This is a genomic window from Pseudoalteromonas sp. QJM3NY_22, from assembly GCF_056173065.1.
Map to the genome: position 1 here is coordinate 558,471 of NZ_JBWBTZ010000002.1, position 17,462 is coordinate 575,932.

Sequence of the window (17,462 nt, forward strand, 5' to 3'; positions counted from 1 at the left end):
TTAAAGTATTCCAATCAGGGCGCGAGCATACTTTGTTAGAAATGTTAACCAAAAAGAAGTTCTTCTCTAAAAGCATCATCATAACAAGCTCTTACACACTTACTTCTTATTGACCCCTTGCTTTTCGTATGCTGCTTTATCATGTTCCTAACGACGCGTCTAAATAGTGCCATATGTTGCGCACTTAATGGCTCATGTATTTGACAGGCATCTTCTTTAAATACGACATCCAGTATCCAGTGTTGCTGATTTTCTATCAGCCAATGTTGTCTTATTGCTTTACTTATCAATATATTGTCTGTCAACGATGTTAGGTAGTAATGTGTGTCAATACTCGTTCTATTACCCTTCGTTCGCTCTCGCTGCACCGCAACGATTGTTCTAACTGATGGCCAGCTCTCTTTAATTTCACTCGGTAATAAACGCGCATCAAGACAATCTATCGTGCGTACTTCTTTTCGCCCATGCCCTTCATCTTGTGTTACATGACTAAGTATCTCTGAGTTTTCAGATTCATACTGGTGTGTAAATGCATCTTGAATCGCGCTATAAAGTTTCTTTTGATTACCCTTTGCTTGCACTAGATAATCTGCATGTCTGCTAATTAGCTGTTTTAGCGTTTCTTTTTGGCAGTGCAAAGCATCAAGTGTAATGACGGTGTTATTGATATCGAGTATTTTCAATAAATCCCGAACTGCCGGTATTTCATTCGTCTTACTGCCAACTGTTTGGTGGAATAATGTGAGACCTGCTTCACAATCAAATGCTGAGACGAGATGTAATTTATCAGCAATGTGTTTACTTGCTCCGCGAATAGTTTTGCCATCGAAGGCAATGACAGGATGCGCTGACTTAACGCGGTTTTGATTGACCCAGCTATACATCGCGAGTAGTAATGAGTCAGTATCAACGGTTCTAAAAATCCGAGCAATACTATGTCGAGTGGGTATGCCATTTTTGAAAGAACGAAATCCTCTTAACCAATTAAGCTTACTTTCGCCATAGACTTCAATGTCTTGCCAGTTTTCACACCCTGATGTAACGGCAGTAATAATAAGAAAAAGCACATCAACTAAGTTATGGTGCTGATTTATATGTAAACGATTATCTTTGACGAGTTCTAAATGTGAGAAGAGTGACATAATAAGTTTAAGGTGATGAAATTTATGGTATTAGATCATAAAATTTGTTTATTTACAAAGTGTGATCCCGCCCTGGTATTCCAATAGATGACTTAATAGTGTTATTTAAGCTACACTATTGCGCTATTTATTCACTATTTCGGCACTTTAAGTACAATGCAGAACAGAGCTAAATCAGTCACTATTTTTGATGTTGCAGATCTTGCTGGTGTATCAAAGTCAACCGTATCCTTGGTGCTTACTCAAAGCGATAAAGTCGGCAAAAAAAGTAAACAAAAAGTACTAAAAGCCATTGACGAACTAGGCTACATTTACAATCGCGATGCAGCAGCTATGCGCTCAAGGCGCTCTAACTTAGTCGCTATTGTAATAAACGATTTAACTAATCCGTATATGGCGCAACTCGCGACTAACCTTGAGCGTATTTTAAACGAAAATAACTTACAAGCCATGATAGTAAGTAGTAATAATAATCTTGAGCTGCAAACAAACGCGGTTAAAAACTTAAAAGAATACAACGCCGCCGCATTTATTATTTGCCCTGTTGCTAATACTTGTGCCAAATGGCTCGATACTCTCAGCGCACAGCAAAAAGTAATGACCTTAATGCGAGAAGTTCCCTTTAGCGCAGCGCCATGCGTACTTCCCGATTATAAAAAAGCCAGCCACGTAGCCAGCATGCATTTGCTTGCACAAGGCGTTACACATATTGCATTTATAGGAAGCGAGCTAACGCTAAGCGACTCTCAAGCACTTCAAAGTGGCTTTAATACTGCTTGCTCACAGCACGGCGTTACGCCTTTGGTAGCCATATCATGCAGTCAAAACCAAGCGCTTAGTGCTAAAAATGCATTTATTGAAGCTTACGCAAAACACCCTCAGTTAAGCGCCCTTGTATGCGAAAATGATATAATTGCACAAGGTGTTTTTGCTGCAATACAGACGCTTAACATACCAACCAATAACAATATAAAAATAGCGAGCTGCTACCACTTACCTTATTATAGCGTTATGCCTTACAGCTTAAGCACCGTTGTAATTAACACACATGACATTGCTAAACGTTGTCACCTAGTACTCAAAGAATTGCTACAAAACACAGCTCCGCCAGTAAAAACACTGGTAAATGTAAACTCACTAATTAGAGATTCTAGCCAATGAAAAAAGTGCTGGTAATTGGTTTCGTATGGCCAGAACCAAATTCATCTGCTGCGGGAACGCACATGATGTCGTTATTAAATACTTTTAGAGCGCAAAACTGGGACGTTGAATTTGCAACGCCCGCGCAGCGCACAGAGCACATGGTAAACCTTGACGCTTTTGGCATAACCAGCCAAAGCATTGCACTAAACTGCGATAGCTTTGACGAATACGTTAAAGCCTATAACCCAGATATAGTCATGTTTGACCGTTTTATGATGGAAGAACAATTTGGCTGGCGCGTCGATAAACATTGCCCTCATGCGATTAAAATTTTAGATACCGAAGATTTACAATGTCTGCGTAACGCTCGTCACGAAGCGTTTAAAGGTGAGCGTGAGTTTACAATCAGCGATTTACACTCAGACATAGCAAAACGCGAAATCGCCGCTATTTTACGCTGCGATTTAAACTTAATTATTTCAAGCTATGAAATGCGTTTACTAAGCAGCGTATTTAAAATAGAGCCAAGCTTATTGCACCATTTACCATTTATGGTCGATTTAAGCTCATTACCTGCAAGTACAAAAACGTTTGAGCAGCGCCAACATTTTATGACCATAGGCAATTTTAGACACCCGCCAAACTGGGATGCCGTGTTGCACTTACAAAAAATATGGCCACTTATTCGCAAGCAACTCCCAAAAGCAGAACTACATATTTATGGCTCCTATCCACCACCAAAAGCCACGGCACTAAATAACCCTAAAACAGGGTTTTTAATAAAAGGCTGGGCCGATAATGCGTTTGATGTAATGCAAAGCGCACGTGTATGTTTAGCACCACTTCGTTTTGGTGCAGGGATTAAAGGTAAATTACTTGAAGCCATGATTATGCAAACACCCAGCGTTACCACTAATATTGGCGCAGAGGGCATGCATAACGATTTACCATGGCCTGGTAAAATAGCCAACACCGCCGATGACTTTGCTGATGCAGCTGTTGAAATGTACAACAATCAAAGTGACTTTGAACAAGCACAACAAGATGGCAATACACTCCTTAATACGCTCTACGATAAAGCACAATTGAGCACTGCGTTAATTAAAAAAATCGATTCAATAAGTAGCGATTTAAAGGCTCATCGCGAAAAAAACTTTACAGGCCAAATGCTCAAACATCATACAATGCGCAGCACTCAATACATGTCGCAATGGATAGCTGAAAAAAATAAAAAATTAGATTAAAAATGACTAGACACACACCAATTAGTGTTTAAAATCGCGCCCATCAAACGTGGGCAGTTTTAGCTGTATTGTCTATATTTTTAGCTTAGTTATCGCAATATTTGGTCCAAAAAGATTTGAAAACTGCAACCTTTACAGAAAAACGCAAATTTATCGTTAAATTGGGTAAAATGCTTCACAAGTATGGTACGCCTGCTTACCGCCTAGAAGCCCACCTAATGGAAGTGGCTACCTATTTAGGACTTAAATCGTCGTTTGTTATGTCGCCAACTTCGGTAACGTTTGTTATTTGGACTGATGGCCACGAAGACGAGTATACCCATGTTGCTCGTGTAGACCCTGGCGATCACGATTTAGGCTCACTTGCCGATACCGACGACCTTGTAAACCAAATGCTTGACGACAAGTTAACTTTACAAGAAGTTGACGCCCAGTTAGATGCTATTTACGACATGCCAAACCCATACAATAAACTTGTTACGGGCGTTGCCTTTGCAACTTCTGGTGGTGCGTTTGCCATGTTAATGGGTACTAGCTGGACTGATGTTATTTGGTCATCGCTACTTACTTTGGTTGTTTATGTGTTCGTACTTTGGTCTGGACGCTCAAAACGTGTTGCCCATATGCTTGAGCCATTAGTTGCCATAATATCGGCAATACTTGCATGTGCAGTAAGCGTGTACATAACGCCCGAAATAAACATACGCTTGGTGGTACTTTCAGCCATTATTGTGTTTATACCCGGTTTAGCACTTGCGCTTGGTTTAGCAGAGCTGGCAGCACGGCATTTAGTCTCTGGTACTGCGCGAGTAATGGACTCGTTTATGCTGTTATTTAAACTCTATTTTGGCGGTTTTATTGGTATAGGCATTGGCTTTGCACTCTTTGGGCAAGCTGACTTTGTACAACCTGAACCATTACCAAAGTGGACAGCATGGCTGGCCATATTTTTACTTTGTAGCAGCTTAATCGTTATTTTTAGAACCAAACTTAAGCACGCAGTTTGGTCTATTGCATCAGGGTTTATAGCTTATGGCACCAGTATTGGCTCGGCTATGTACCTTGATTACACGTTAGGTACGTTTGTAGGTGCTTTATCGGTGGGTATATTTAGTAACTTGTTTAACCGCGTTGCTAATGCGCCGGCCTCTATTGTGGCCATGCAAGGCTTAATTGTATTAGTACCAGGTAGCAAAACCTATATTGGCTTAAACTCACTCATTGAAGGCCAAGACTTTATATACGCAGAGCATATAGGCCAGCAAACGTTTTTAATATTTATGTCGCTTGTTGCAGGGCTAATATTTGCAAACGTCGCCCTACCGCCTAAAAAGAGTTTGTAAGTGATACTGAGCACTCGCTTTACTTTAATTGAGTAAAGCGAGTAAAACGTTAAACTAAAAACAACTACCAAGTAGCAATTGAGGCCAATGCTAAGTGTTTTAGCTCATTACATTGCACTTGAGTCAAACTCAAAAACCTCATAGTGATTCCAACGTAAAAACAGTTCAGCGCTTTCTAAATAACCTGAACTCTGGATAATAAATCTATCTCAAGCAGCTATTTTCAGCGCTAACTGCGTTGAATTTACTTGCAATAGGCCAGCTATTGACGCGTAAATTCGCCTTGTTTTCACTAAAAATCTCTGGCTAGAGAAAATAAATTTAAATATCACTATGATTCAATATTTTAGTAAATCTCTTAACCAGAGTTCAGGTTAAATACAGATTTATGTCATCACTTGATGGATAGCAAAAATCATCCCAGTGATCACAAAAAACTATCCAAGGTAGGGTAAGCGCTGTTTCTTGATCCCAGCAAATTGTTACTGTTTGCGAATCATTTACTAAGCCCTTTAACCATTGGTGTGTTAATTCACTCCCCTCTGTGGAGTCGAATCTTTTTGCTCCAACCGGAAAGTTAATGGGTGTGGTGGCAATTAATGCTCTTGCTTGATCTTCACTCAATGGATTGAGTTTATTTAGTGTATCTTTAGAAAAATCACCTAATCCAGCGCCATGCTAAAGAAAAGTCTTCACTTTTAATCAACGCTCTATACCTACTTTTATAAACACGTAACTGACCTTATAGGTTATTACTATTACCTACCCTATACAAACTTCATATTATTTTACTTTTAGTTCAACAAGTTACAAGGGAGCACTATGGTTTATTAATATTTAAGAAAGTATGTCAGACGTTTTTTACGTTACATGAAAGGTATACCTTTGCAATAGCAAATAATAGAGAACATTATTGCTTTATACTTCCCTATTGAGCCAAAATACTCAATAAGGAAGTAACTCACTTAGCGTGACCAGTTAGTTTTGGCAAGCTCTATAATTTCGTTACCTTTGCCATTTATCAGCGCCTTCATCATGTAAACACTAAAGCCTTTTGCTTGCTCTAATTTGATTTGCGGTGGCATTGAAAGCTCTTGTTTTGCAGTATCGACTTCTAAAACAACAGGTCCTGAGTGGTTCATCATCTCGTTCATTGCCGATGGTAATTTTTCAGGGTCATCCACATGAATCCCTTTTAAGCCGCAGGCCTGTGCAATGTTAGCAAAACTTGGGTTTTCTAAATCGGTATCGCTTGATAAAAACCCACTGGCTTTCATTTCCATAGCCACAAAACTGAGTGAGCGATTATTATAAACAACAATCTTTATTGGTAAATTAAGCTGCTTAAGTGAGATTAAATCCCCCATTAACATCGAAAAGCCACCATCACCACACATTGCAATGACTTGGCGATCTCTATCAACAGATTGAACCCCCATTGCCTGCGACATCGCATTCGCCATAGAGCCATGATTAAACGAGCCAATTAAGCGACGCTTTCCATTCATTGATAAATAACGCGCAGCCCACACTGTTGGCGTACCTACGTCACAAGTAAAAACAGCATCGTCAGTCGCTTGCTCGTTGAGTAAACGTGTTAGGTATTGCGGGTGAATTAAATTTTGCGAGGTTTTGCCACTGGCAAGTTCATCAAGATCTTGTCGAGACTCTTTGTAATTTTTAACACATTTTTGTAAGTGCGAACTGCTCCGTTCACCTTTAATATAATCAAGCAGTGTGGTTAATGCCAGTCAGTTAACAGCTGACTGGCGTTTTTTATTGGGGTATTTACTGGGTTTTGGTTTCACACATCTCGGATACGCCCGCTCCTGTTTTATCGGTAATATGTGATGTTCAACTTGAGCTTGTAATTGCTCTATTGATTTAGGTATCCGTCCTGCATTTTCTATAAACATTGTATGAATAAGGTTAATAATACTAATAGCACACGTCGTAAAACTCAGGTGTTTTGCATATATTCCAGACTTTTTCTGCGCCATTTTCACCATCTGATATCGGAGCAAGTTATAGCTCAACATTACGCCCCATAATTCTTGCGCTATCATCTCAGGTTTCTTGCTGCGTAGCGTGAAGTGACTATTCAGTAACGTTTGTTTCATTTCTCGATAACCAAGTTCAATTTCCCACCGTTCACTATAGAGGTCAACAATGTCAGCCTTAGGGAAACGCATTGGATCAGTCAGTGAAGTGAGTATATTCACCTCTTTCCCCTTAACCGTTTTTGTGACTAGCCTGACTTCAATGCTCTGTGGTAAATCGTCGAACTTTTTTCTCGCTTGTGCTGTTGCTTTTAGCTTGATAAGTTTGTCTTGACGACCTAAAGAGCGAACAATTTCATATTGCGTGCCTTTTCTCATCGGTTGAAGCCAATGCCTATTTTCCCCAGCATGATGCCAACGATTGAGTAAGCCTAGAGAATAGAAGCCTCTATCAAATAACGTCAGTGAGTTATCGGGTGTTGCCTCGATTAAGTCTTCAGCCAACACCATTTCACTAGTACGACAACTATCAAAGGCGCTCCCCATTAATAAATGGCTAGTTAACTCCATCAAACACACCATGCGAACCTGAGGGAAAGCCGTGTCACCATGCTGATTTTTCCACACGGAGAATGCATGTTGATTTTCAGCAGTATCCGGTGTGCGCCAAATAACACCATCAACACCCAGTAGTGATAGCCCGCACCATGTGGGATGGTTCGCATCAGCATTCCACATTTGCTGACTTTTCTCAAAAACCTGTTTAACGGCATCAGCCCCAAGCCGCTGCCTAGCCTGTACAACCGCACTGGGTGCAACGAGTTCTTTTTTACCTGGTAAAGCGAGCCCTAATTTACTGACAATACTCCACAGTGGGTCTTCACGATAAAACGACATACAAATGACTGTCCAAACGGCCATCTCAACAGGAAGCCTTCTTTTCCTTATCGTCGCGACACCAGCGGTTTCAGCGCATTGTTTGATAAACTCAGGACATAAAAAATCACTCAGTTGACCTAAGCCTTCTGAATTGGGTGCGTAGCTATTGGCAAGAGAAAGTGCGGTAGTGAGTTGCAAAATAAAAGGCTCCTGAATAAATTCAGAAGCCTTTATAAACTAACCAGAAGATCGGTCAATGGATCGTCAAATATTTCTTAACTGATCGGCATTAAGCAGTGTGGTCACTGAATTTTTAGTATCCCCTAACACGCCACAGTCAATTTGCACGTGTCGCCCGAGTGACGCAGCCTGATTATCAATTTGCAATATGGTGGTATTTTCGGGATAAAAAGCACGATAAGGAAAACTAGTACCAATCATTAATAACGTATCGGCTTCTTGCATTGCATGATAGCCCGATGCAAAGCCAATAAATCCGGTCATACCAACATCGTAAGGATTGTCGTATTCAATAAATTCTTTACCGCGCATGGCATGCACAATTGGCGCTTGTAATTTTTCGGCTAGCGCAACAATTTCGTCGTGGGCATCCTTACAACCAGCACCACACAATAAGGTTACTTTTTTACTTTTATTAAGATGAGTCGCCATTGCTTCAATATCAGATAAAGCGGGGGTATAAGTTGCTGGCTTTGGCACGTTCCATTTTGGCTTAATAGCTTTAGGCATATCTTTTAATGCAATGTCGCCAGGTAGCACAAGTACACTCACGCCTTTGTTTAATATTGCTTGTCGCATTGCGGTTTCTAGCAGGTACGGCATTTGCTCAGGGCTCGACACCATTTCACAATACACACTGCATTCTTTAAATAATTCTTGCGGATGGGTTTCTTGAAAATAACTACTGCCAATTTCAGATGAAGGAATATGTGCGGCAATTGCTAATACTGGTACATTATTGCGCTGACAATCAAATAAGCCATTAATTAAATGAAGGTTACCCGGCCCACAAGAACCCGCACACACCGCAAGCTCGCCTGATAAATGGGCTTCGCCACCAGCTGCAAATGCGGCAACTTCTTCATGTCGCGTACCTAACCATTCAATTGTTCCCATTTTTCGCAGACTTTCACTAATGCCGTTAAGTGAATCGCCAGTTACTCCCCAAATACGTTTTACGCCCGCTTGTTCGAGGGTTTTAGTGATAAAACTTGCGAGATTTTGACTCATAATATAGAACTCCTAAATATTCAGTTATTCTGTAAATTGGTTTTTCGCCTCTGCTCTACCAGGTAAGTCATCGTTTCGAAATGCGCTCAATTATTGAGAATCGATTAGCTTAAATATTTTGATAATGATAGATATATTGCTACTGAGACTTTACTAACAAACGTTACTACTAGGTTTGCTGCACCCCCATACTGATACATAAAACATGAATGTCCGCTTTAAAGTGTTTATGAATATGCGGGTGCGAGATTTTTAGTGGCTTAACTATGAATATGTTATTATGCGCTCAATTATTTTACTGAATGCTTTTCTCTTACTTCTATGTCAAATTCTGCTTCTTGCTTTACATTATTTTCTCAAAATATTGATGCTCTCGCGCTTCCTGAAAAGTTTACTTTCCCTTTTTATTACGAGCCGCAACCATTAGCTGTAGCAGCCACTAAACAATTACAGCAACAACTTGAAACGTTAGCACATTTAAAAGCAGAAAACGCAGGTAAAATGTTTGGGGTTTTAGTGGTGCAAAATGCTAAGCAACAATTAGGCTTTTTAAGTGCTTATTCGGGACAAATTGAAGGTGATAAAGGTAATATTAGCTTTGTGCCGCCTGTTTCTAGCATGCAACTTCAAGACAATACCTATTTGGCTCAAAGTAAAATAATTAACGATATTAATACTCAAATTGAGCAGTTAGAAAATAGCGAACAACTGCTTGAAGTTAATAGCAAACTTGATGATGCAACACAGAGCTACCAGCAAGCGCTATTAGCCCAACAGGCGGTAATGCAAGCCGGTCGTCAGCAACGAAAAATACAACGTACCGAAGGTGAATTAGAACTTAGCGAAAGTGATTTTGAGCAGTTAAAAAATAAGCTTGCAGGGCAAAGCATCGTAGAAAAAAAGCAACTGCTGGCATTTAAATCCTATTGGCAAAATATAATCGAGTCACTGCAGCAAACACACATCAATATTTCTGATGAAATTACTCATTTAAAAAAACGCCGTAAAACGCTTTCTAAAAGCTTACAAAAAAAGCTCTTTGCACAGTACCAATTTTTAAATGCAAATGGTGAAACTACAGACTTAAATGCTATTTTTGCAGCATTACCTGAGCACACTCCTCCTTCGGGTGCTGGCGATTGTGCAGCGCCTAAATTATTACAATACGCCTATAAGCATGACTTAAAGCCACTTGCTATGGCTGAATTTTGGTGGGGAGCAGCACCTAAATCAGCAATTAGGCAGCATAAAAACTACTACCCTTCTTGTTACAGTAAATGCCAACCAATACTTGGGCACATGCTAAAGGGTTTAGATGTTGAAGATAACCCGCTACTTATTAACCCAGCTCAGGGTAAAGATTTAAGTATTGTTTATAAAGATGACGACTTACTTGTGGTAAATAAGCCCGCTGAGTTTTTATCGGTACCTGGCGTTAATATTGATGACTCAGTTTATATGCGCATAAAAACGCAGTTTCCAGAGGCATCAGGGCCACTAATTGTACACAGATTAGATATGTCAACTTCTGGGTTATTGATGATTGCACTTAATAAACGCGTGCACAAAGCACTGCAAAAGCAGTTTATTGAACGCACCATAGATAAACGTTATGTCGCATTAGTTAATGGCAACGTAGCTGAAGATAGCGGAGTAATTGATTTACCCTTAGTGCTCGACTTTGATGATAAACCGCGCCAAATGGTGTGTTACACACACGGTAAGCCATCACTTACTACCTGGCAGGTTTTAGAGCGTAACAACAATATTACCCGATTACAGTTATACCCTAAAACAGGGCGAACTCATCAATTAAGAGTGCATTGTGCGCACAGCTTAGGTTTAAACATGCCAATTATAGGCGACACACATTACGGGCAAAAGGCCGATAGATTACATTTACATGCAGAATACTTAGCATTTACTCACCCTATTACGCTCGAGCGATTAGAGTTTGAAGTAGCTGCTGATTTTTAGGCACTAATATAGACAGCATTAAAATATTTATAGTTGCAAGGTGGTTAGTTAAAGTCCATCTAAAACCATCTGTTTAATTTTATGTGCTTTTACAAAATGATCTAATTTATGGGTGTGTATCCACCAAGTAGCGGCCTCCATAAGTAGCTCTGGGTCGTCGTTTTTATTGGCAAAAAATGCATAAAAAGAAAGCCCTACATTTTCGCCTTTAGCTGCTATTTTTTTATCGCACACAGTAATTATTTTTGCTCTTAGTTCTTCCCTCATACATACCTTATTTAATTATATTTTTACTATTAAAATACGCCATTTAAAAAGCTAACGATTAGCTGTAAAAGGCTTCTATCAACCAAGCCATGATTCTCAAGCTCTTTATTAGGCGTATTTACTTTTGCAGCTTTGCATTCATTATCTAATGTCTCATTTTTACGTGTATCGGTTTCGTATGCAATATCTGCTTGTTCCATACATTTTGCCGAGCCTGCGTAAGGCTGCGCCGTACAAGCGCTTAGTAATAAAAAAAGTGGAATTGCTATCAATAATTGCTTCATAAATAATCCTATTTTTACGCAACTTATTTGCTTTAAATTACAGCTGCAAGTTAGCCTATTTACTTTTCTACTACCATTGCAAAAAATTCAAAAAAGAACGTACCGATGGCATCAAAAAAAGTGTCATTTTTTTCATCCTTTTTAATTTGTGCGCTAATGCATTGATTGTAAACCTGTGAGCTTGTTTGAGCGCCATTTCGATCAACCATTTCAGCCTCTTCAATGCATAAGTTAGGGTCAGAACGCGGGGCTGTACTACATGCACTCAGTAAAGCGCACAGTAGTAATGCGGCGACGGGGCTTTTTATGTTCATCCTTAAACTATCCTATTAAGTTAACGTGCTACCTGCATTTATGTGTGAAAGTAATATATGGGTTGTACCTAAATAACACTGACACTTTATCACTGCAATAAAATAAACAACCAGTAAATATTTGTAAGGTTCTGTAGGAATTTATACTCACTTTTATAATTGAACTACGCAAAAGCCTGAAATTATTGCATTCATATCACTGTAAAATTTACAGTGATCGCAGCCAAAGAATAAAAAATTAAATTAAATTTATTAAAATACAATAACTTAATATTTGGCATTTAGTTTGCTAGTTAATGATACTTGAATTCAAGTATTAAGTGCAATCATTATGCAGCCACCAGAACTTCTGATTGCCCCGTAAATAATTCATGAGGGGTTTTATACCCTCTTGTTTTTCTTGGCCGATGGTTGAGCTTATCAACTGCCGCCTTTATTTCTGCTTCACTTAGCGACATAAAGTCAGTTCCCTTGGGGAAGAAGCGTCTAAGTAAGCCGTTGGTATTCTCATTTATGCCCCGCTCCCATGATGAATATGGGTGAGCGAAATACACATCCGCTTCTAATTTTTGTGCAATATGCTCATGGTGAGCAAACTCTTTTCCATTATCTAAAGTCACGGTAATAACCTTACCTTTATAGGGTGTCATACACTTGATCAGCGCATCGGCTGTTATTTTCGCATGCTTGCTTTCAATTCTGTGAACGACTGTATATAACGTTTTACGTTCAACCATTGTAACAAGGGCATTTTTACGCCCTTTGCCTATCACTGTATCGCCCTCCCAATCACCAATCCTAGACTTTGAATCCACAATACTTGGGCGTTCATCAATACTGACTCGATTAACTATCTGTCCACGTTTATCGTAGCTTCCATAGCGTTTTTTATACTTTTTACATGCACGAGTGAGTGTCTTATGTAGTTCACCACCACGAGCCTTGTCTCTGTAAATATATTGATAAATCGTTTCATGATGCAAAACGACCTTTTTCTCTAAAGCTAAGCGGCCTGCCACCTGCTCTGGCGAAAGTCCGTCAACCAACAATTTATTAATCCAGTCAGTAACATCATCTGTTAACTTACTTGCTTTGAAAGATGACTTGCGTCTTTGCTCTGCAAAATTATTGGCTTGGTTAGGTCGATAGCCTTTAAGCCCTTTATTGCGTTTTAACTCTCTAGAGATAGATGACGGTGAACAAGTGAGTTCATCAGCTATCTGTTTTTGGTTATTTCCTGCTTTTATTAACGCGTAAATCTGGTATCTTTCTGCTTGTGTCAGCTGTTTATATTTCATTAAAGCAATTTCCTTTGGCGAGAGAATGGCCGAATTATAACAGCTGGCCATCTAATCTGAGAAATTGCACTTATTATCCGCATTTAGGAAACAATAACATCAGAAATTTAAACTAATATTTTAGATGGTCTGATGTAAAAGTAGCTCTAAACATAGCGAGTGTTGTAGTGTTGTCTTTAGAACCAAGCTTCTAACTCTAACCCTACGACTCGAGGAGCATCTAAAGGAGCATAAAACAGCCCGTCTTTACCAAATGCTAAGTTTTCAATCGCCAAGCCACTGGATCTTCGTTCGTTCGTCACGTTATCAGCAAATAACCTTACTGCATAACCCGTAGCTTCATAACCAAGTTGTAAACCTAATACCCTTGTAGAACCCTGAACAGCATCACCGCGCGCTCGCAGAGACTTTTCACCAGTAAATCCTAACTCTCCTCGAAGATAGATACCAACGGGGAACTGATATCGCATAGCAAGGCCGCCATCATATTCAGGTACAAATTGAACAGGTTGGCCGCGAACATTAAGTGTTTCGTCAACTTGTAAATCGCGATAATCGGCATTTACGTAGCCTACATGTCCATCGATTGAAAATTCGTCATTTACCTGCCAGCGTCCTTCTAATTCTAGCCCTTTACTGCGGATAGAAGCTTGTGAAGCAATGAAATCTGAGCTAATTGGACGACCCGACTCATCAGTGGCGATTTGTATTTCCTGCCAATTGTTCGAACTTATATAGAAGACTGCGCCTGATACACGTATTTTTCGGTCAGAAGATCGCCATTTAAAGCCTACTTCTCGGCTCAATAATGTTTCACTGTCATAAGAAATAATACTGTCATCAACAATCCCTGCTTGAACAGCGGTAAGATTGAAGCCTCCAGGGATATAGCCTCTCGCTATTGAACTATGCACTGAAAAATCATCAGACAGTTTGTAATGAAACGCCAAACGAGGCAGATAAATATCGAAGGTTTTAGATAAATTTGCATCGGGATACACCACCACTGACCCACTACCAAGATCCAGCTCACCAGTGTGCTGTACTGTGCTTCTCTTAGCACGGTCATAACGCAAGCCCGTTGTCATTCTGAATTTAGACGTAAAATACACATTAGTTGAAGCAAACAAACCAATATCTTCACTCTTCCCTCGTTGCTTGGGTGCAGCAATATATGAATCAAAGTCGCCCATACCAATGAAAGTCGCTTTAGTGTTATCTTCTATGCCATGGTAATAAGATGCACCAATAATGTAGTCAAAGTTATCGCTTTTCGTTGACGTAAAACGCGTTTCAAAATTAATCGTTTCTTTGTCATTTATCTCTTTTCCAGCCACGATTGGCGTTGCAGTTAAATCGAAATCTAGCCCATTATGGACATTTTTTATACGGCTACCTGATGCTGAAAAATCAAGTGTACCTATATCTAGTTGATATGTAGCATTTAGGCCTAATATCGCTTGTTTTTCGGTGTGGTATTTAGGTGCATCTTCATAATATGTCCACTCATCAAGAAGACGTCCGCCATTAAAATAATCAGCATAATTTTGGTTATAAAGGTCGATATTAAGCGGTACATATTGCTGGCCAAAAATTCCAGGCGCATCCAAATCTAACCAATAAGCGATGGTATTCACTGTCAGCTTGTCGTTTGGCGTCCAATGTAACTTTCCTTGTAGGTACTGTTCTTTAAAATTGCCTGTCTCACCGGTAGGAGAACCTAAATTTTTCAAATATGCATCTTCGTTCGTTAAAGAAAAAGCAACAGATCCCGTCAGTGTTGGTAATAACGGGCCACTAATAGCACCATTAAGACCAATACCGCTACCTGATTCAAAGTTGGTTCCAGTAATACGGATATTTCCTTCTGCTACATCACTTGGCACTTTAGTATTAACTAAGATCAAACCTGACTCAGTGTTTGCGCCATATAATGTTGCCTGAGGCCCACGTAATACTTCAATTGATTCAACTTGATTCAGCACTGAATTACTCAGTTCCCGAAATGGAATACCATCAATATAAACCGCAGCGCGATTAACAATAAATGGGTTAGACTCAACACCTCTTACGGTGATGAAAATATTGCCACGTTGACCATCTTCACTAAATTGAACATTAGGTACTAAATCATCTATACGAATAAAATCGCGCAAACGTGCTTGTTCGATATCATTGATCCCTAATACAGTAACGGAGGCATCACTGTTTTGAAATTCAACATTGCGTTTAGCCGCGGTTACAACAATTTTTTCCATATCACTTTTAACTTCGGCCTCATTTTCAGTTTGAGCTAGGCAAACGCTGCTCAGCCCTATTAAGACAGAAGTAGCAACAAAACTTTGCATAATAATTTTTTTCATAGTTTCCTCAAGAGGTATAAAAGGTGATGTAAAAATAACGTGCACAAATTATCCTTTAGCTAGACGTTCTGCCACTCTGATACTGCTTTATGCTCCATACCTGACAATTTATGTGATATCATAACGTTTAAGAATATGTTCTGAGGTAGATATGTTAAAACAAGGTATTGACAGCTATGGCGATCATTCTGCTGAAATTTTTAGCAATGATAATGATTCAACCATATTCGTACGTTCCGCCTTCAAAGCCTTTGAAGGAGAAACCACAACGAGCCCCTATATTCGTATTGCGCTTAACCTCGGCGGAGGCGGATTAGTAAAGCATTGTACAGGCAACAAACTTATCGAAACAGAATGGCGTAGAGGCTCTATTATTGTATGTTCAGGTGAGGCTTGCTTTTCAAAATATCCGTCAGTGGATATGCTTGGATTGGCCTTAAATATAGAACAGCAAGACTGGTTTGAGCATTCAAGTTTTCTCAAAAATGCTATAGGGATAAAACCACTGCAATCTATCAATGATGATTTCCTTTCCACAATGCTCATGGCCTTATGGCAAAGTGCCCAAATATATGGTGTTTCAACTCTTTTTTTTGAGCAGGGAGTACAGCAAATACTTAAACGAATTTTTCTTGAAAACTCACAGCCCATAAGGCTTCAGAATCGCCGTAGGTTAACGCATAGGGCGTTAACTAGAGTAGAAGATTTTATAACGAAAAATTTACAATCTGATCTTAGTGTAGCGAAAATGGCAAAGCTGTTAGAAATGGATGAAACAAGTTTCGCTAAATCTTTTTTATGTTCAACAGGACAAACACCATTTTCTTATATTACGGCACAAAGAGTGAAGCAAGCTCAAGGATTACTTAAACTCGGTTACAAAGTAACATATGCAGCAACTTCAGTAGGTTATTCTAACCCAAGTAAGTTTGCTGCCGCGTTTCGCCGGCATGTGGGGATAGCACCCAGTGCATGGCGAAAAAACGCAATGAGTAATCCTAATCCGGTTTCAATTAAAATAGTAAAATGAAATTAATACTCGCCTGCACCAATCAGGGATAAAACGGAAACAAACTAGACATAGAAACAAACTAGACATCCACTTTAATTATTATGTATTTTTTTTGATGATTTCTCTTAACTGTTCTGGGTGCATTGCTGGCTTTGTTCTATGAACCATAGCATGGCAATTTGGGCAAAGTGGACGAAGATCATTTATAGGGTCAACTTTGTACTCTTTCCCAACAAGAGCTATATCCAATACGTGATGAACATGGATAAATCCTGAACCTAGCTCAGCTCCGTACTTTTCAGAAAAGTCAAAATCACATGAGTTACACACGGCACCATAATATTCAATGCACTTTCGTCGAGCTTCAGGATTACGTTCGATTGCATTTACAGTAACTTGCTTTACCTTACCCTCTTTGTATTCAGGTTCGTTAGTCTCATCTGGATATAAAGAAATATTAACGTGGCTGGAAAGTAAATAAATACCACCAGTTCCATTAAACACTTTTGCTGATAACTTTTTGCCAATTTTAGTGGCAAATTTTTGTAGTTCATCAGAAGCTAATTTGTACTCTTCTGATGTCTCCTCTAGCTTGGAAAACCACTTATTTAAGACAGCTTGAGTCTCTCCGCCATTTCCTTTACCAACGTAGTTTGAAACTGTTGTATTTCTGTACCCGATGAATTTACTTGGAGCAAATAAGCTGAGCTCTGGGAAATAATACCAATGGAAGAACTGGGAAAAACGGTCATAAGCAATGCTATTCCCTTTAACTATGTAACTAAATTCTCGAGCATTTTCGATTACTTCAGCAGTAGACTCAACTAAGTTCATTTTTCACCTGATTTTGAGATTTTCGATAAATACATAAACGCCTCGTTAAGGAAACAAACTAGACATCCACTTTAATTATACAAGCCAAACTGTATCATGAAATTTATTTTT

Annotated in this window: 14 protein-coding genes and 2 pseudogenes; 5 read left to right on the plus strand and 11 right to left on the minus strand. The window is 39.4% G+C overall.

All coding sequences use genetic code 11. The features are described 5' to 3' along the window. Nucleotides 1-44 precede the first annotated feature (44 nt). Nucleotides 45-1,142 carry an ISAs1-like element ISPsesp1 family transposase gene (locus AC0VZ4_RS22765; RefSeq protein ID WP_475441707.1) on the minus strand — a complete coding sequence of 366 codons (1,098 nt, stop codon included), beginning with the start codon at nt 1,140-1,142 and terminating at the stop codon, nt 45-47. Between the two features lie 156 nt (nt 1,143-1,298). Between AC0VZ4_RS22765 and AC0VZ4_RS22770 the strand changes: the two genes are divergently transcribed. The 3 genes from AC0VZ4_RS22770 to AC0VZ4_RS22780 all read left to right on the plus strand — a co-directional run bounded on the left by AC0VZ4_RS22770 (nt 1,299) and on the right by AC0VZ4_RS22780 (nt 4,872). Next, complete coding sequence (locus AC0VZ4_RS22770) at nt 1,299-2,303, plus strand: LacI family DNA-binding transcriptional regulator (protein WP_008134483.1); 1,005 nt, start codon at nt 1,299-1,301, stop codon at nt 2,301-2,303. Beyond that, nucleotides 2,300-3,529, plus strand: a complete 1,230-nt coding sequence (locus AC0VZ4_RS22775; protein WP_475441708.1) for a glycosyltransferase — start codon at nt 2,300-2,302, stop codon at nt 3,527-3,529. Before AC0VZ4_RS22770 ends, AC0VZ4_RS22775 begins: the two co-directional genes overlap by 4 nt. Nucleotides 3,530-3,645: 116 nt before the next feature. Further along, nucleotides 3,646-4,872, plus strand: a complete 1,227-nt coding sequence (locus AC0VZ4_RS22780; RefSeq protein WP_081824600.1) for a threonine/serine exporter family protein — start codon at nt 3,646-3,648, stop codon at nt 4,870-4,872. A 369-nt stretch (nt 4,873-5,241) separates the two neighbouring features. Here AC0VZ4_RS22780 and AC0VZ4_RS22785 read toward each other — a convergent pair whose 3' ends face one another. The 4 genes and pseudogenes from AC0VZ4_RS22785 to AC0VZ4_RS22800 all read right to left on the minus strand — a co-directional run. Beyond that, entirely contained in the window at nt 5,242-5,496 is a 255-nt protein-coding gene (locus AC0VZ4_RS22785) for a hypothetical protein (RefSeq protein WP_475441709.1), read from the minus strand. 341 nt (nt 5,497-5,837) lie between these two features. Further along, nucleotides 5,838-6,617 (minus strand): annotated as a pseudogene (locus AC0VZ4_RS22790) (thiamine pyrophosphate-dependent enzyme); the annotation flags it as partial. A gap of 6 nt (nt 6,618-6,623) precedes the next feature. After that, on the minus strand, nt 6,624-7,949 hold the full coding sequence (locus AC0VZ4_RS22795; RefSeq protein WP_475440253.1) for an IS4 family transposase: 1,326 nt from the start codon (nt 7,947-7,949) through the stop codon (nt 6,624-6,626). Nucleotides 7,950-8,042: 93 nt separating this feature from the next. Continuing rightward, nucleotides 8,043-9,002: pseudogene (locus AC0VZ4_RS22800) on the minus strand (thiamine pyrophosphate-binding protein); the annotation flags it as partial. A 321-nt stretch (nt 9,003-9,323) separates the two neighbouring features. Here AC0VZ4_RS22800 and AC0VZ4_RS22805 point away from each other — a divergent pair. After that, nucleotides 9,324-10,979, plus strand: coding sequence for an RluA family pseudouridine synthase (locus tag AC0VZ4_RS22805; RefSeq protein ID WP_475441710.1), 1,656 nt, complete (start codon nt 9,324-9,326; stop codon nt 10,977-10,979). Between the two features lie 48 nt (nt 10,980-11,027). On the opposite strand, the gene AC0VZ4_RS22810 is transcribed toward AC0VZ4_RS22805, so the two are convergent. From AC0VZ4_RS22810 to AC0VZ4_RS22830, 5 genes are all read right to left on the minus strand, one after another. Next, nucleotides 11,028-11,246, minus strand: a complete 219-nt coding sequence (locus tag AC0VZ4_RS22810) for a DUF6500 family protein (protein WP_007377212.1) — start codon at nt 11,244-11,246, stop codon at nt 11,028-11,030. A gap of 29 nt (nt 11,247-11,275) precedes the next feature. Next, nucleotides 11,276-11,530 (minus strand): hypothetical protein, encoded by a 255-nt coding sequence (locus AC0VZ4_RS22815; protein WP_475441711.1) that lies wholly within the window; start codon nt 11,528-11,530, stop codon nt 11,276-11,278. Between the two features lie 59 nt (nt 11,531-11,589). Continuing rightward, the gene (locus tag AC0VZ4_RS22820; protein ID WP_272450943.1) at nt 11,590-11,844 is read right to left on the minus strand and encodes a hypothetical protein; all 255 of its coding nucleotides are present in this window, start codon (nt 11,842-11,844) and stop codon (nt 11,590-11,592) included. Nucleotides 11,845-12,173: 329 nt separating this feature from the next. Beyond that, entirely contained in the window at nt 12,174-13,142 is a 969-nt protein-coding gene (locus tag AC0VZ4_RS22825) for an IS30 family transposase (RefSeq protein ID WP_475442225.1), read from the minus strand. Nucleotides 13,143-13,318: 176 nt separating this feature from the next. Further along, the gene (locus AC0VZ4_RS22830) at nt 13,319-15,505 is read right to left on the minus strand and encodes a TonB-dependent receptor (protein ID WP_475441712.1); all 2,187 of its coding nucleotides are present in this window, start codon (nt 15,503-15,505) and stop codon (nt 13,319-13,321) included. 151 nt (nt 15,506-15,656) lie between these two features. Here AC0VZ4_RS22830 and AC0VZ4_RS22835 point away from each other — a divergent pair, with 151 nt between their 5' ends. After that, entirely contained in the window at nt 15,657-16,535 is an 879-nt protein-coding gene (locus tag AC0VZ4_RS22835) for a helix-turn-helix domain-containing protein (protein ID WP_475441713.1), read from the plus strand. A gap of 81 nt (nt 16,536-16,616) precedes the next feature. Here the strand turns inward: AC0VZ4_RS22835 and AC0VZ4_RS22840 are convergent, their stop codons facing one another. Continuing rightward, a complete protein-coding gene (locus AC0VZ4_RS22840; RefSeq protein WP_475441714.1) occupies nt 16,617-17,351 on the minus strand; it encodes an HNH endonuclease in 735 nt (244 codons plus the stop codon). Nucleotides 17,352-17,462: the final 111 nt, after the last annotated feature.

Excerpts from the sequence above, each read along its gene's own strand:
- AC0VZ4_RS22765 (WP_475441707.1), bottom strand. The coding sequence starts at position 1,142 with ATGTCACTCTTCTCACATTTAGAACTCGTCAAAGATAATCGTTTACAT.
- AC0VZ4_RS22770 (WP_008134483.1), top strand. The coding sequence starts at position 1,299 with ATGCAGAACAGAGCTAAATCAGTCACTATTTTTGATGTTGCAGATCTT.
- AC0VZ4_RS22775 (WP_475441708.1), top strand. The coding sequence starts at position 2,300 with ATGAAAAAAGTGCTGGTAATTGGTTTCGTATGGCCAGAACCAAATTCA.
- AC0VZ4_RS22805 (WP_475441710.1), top strand. The coding sequence starts at position 9,324 with ATGTCAAATTCTGCTTCTTGCTTTACATTATTTTCTCAAAATATTGAT.
- AC0VZ4_RS22810 (WP_007377212.1), bottom strand. The coding sequence starts at position 11,246 with ATGAGGGAAGAACTAAGAGCAAAAATAATTACTGTGTGCGATAAAAAA.
- AC0VZ4_RS22815 (WP_475441711.1), bottom strand. The coding sequence starts at position 11,530 with ATGAAGCAATTATTGATAGCAATTCCACTTTTTTTATTACTAAGCGCT.
- AC0VZ4_RS22820 (WP_272450943.1), bottom strand. The coding sequence starts at position 11,844 with ATGAACATAAAAAGCCCCGTCGCCGCATTACTACTGTGCGCTTTACTG.
- AC0VZ4_RS22825 (WP_475442225.1), bottom strand. The coding sequence starts at position 13,142 with ATGAAATATAAACAGCTGACACAAGCAGAAAGATACCAGATTTACGCG.
- AC0VZ4_RS22830 (WP_475441712.1), bottom strand. The coding sequence starts at position 15,505 with ATGAAAAAAATTATTATGCAAAGTTTTGTTGCTACTTCTGTCTTAATA.
- AC0VZ4_RS22835 (WP_475441713.1), top strand. The coding sequence starts at position 15,657 with ATGTTAAAACAAGGTATTGACAGCTATGGCGATCATTCTGCTGAAATT.
- AC0VZ4_RS22840 (WP_475441714.1), bottom strand. The coding sequence starts at position 17,351 with ATGAACTTAGTTGAGTCTACTGCTGAAGTAATCGAAAATGCTCGAGAA.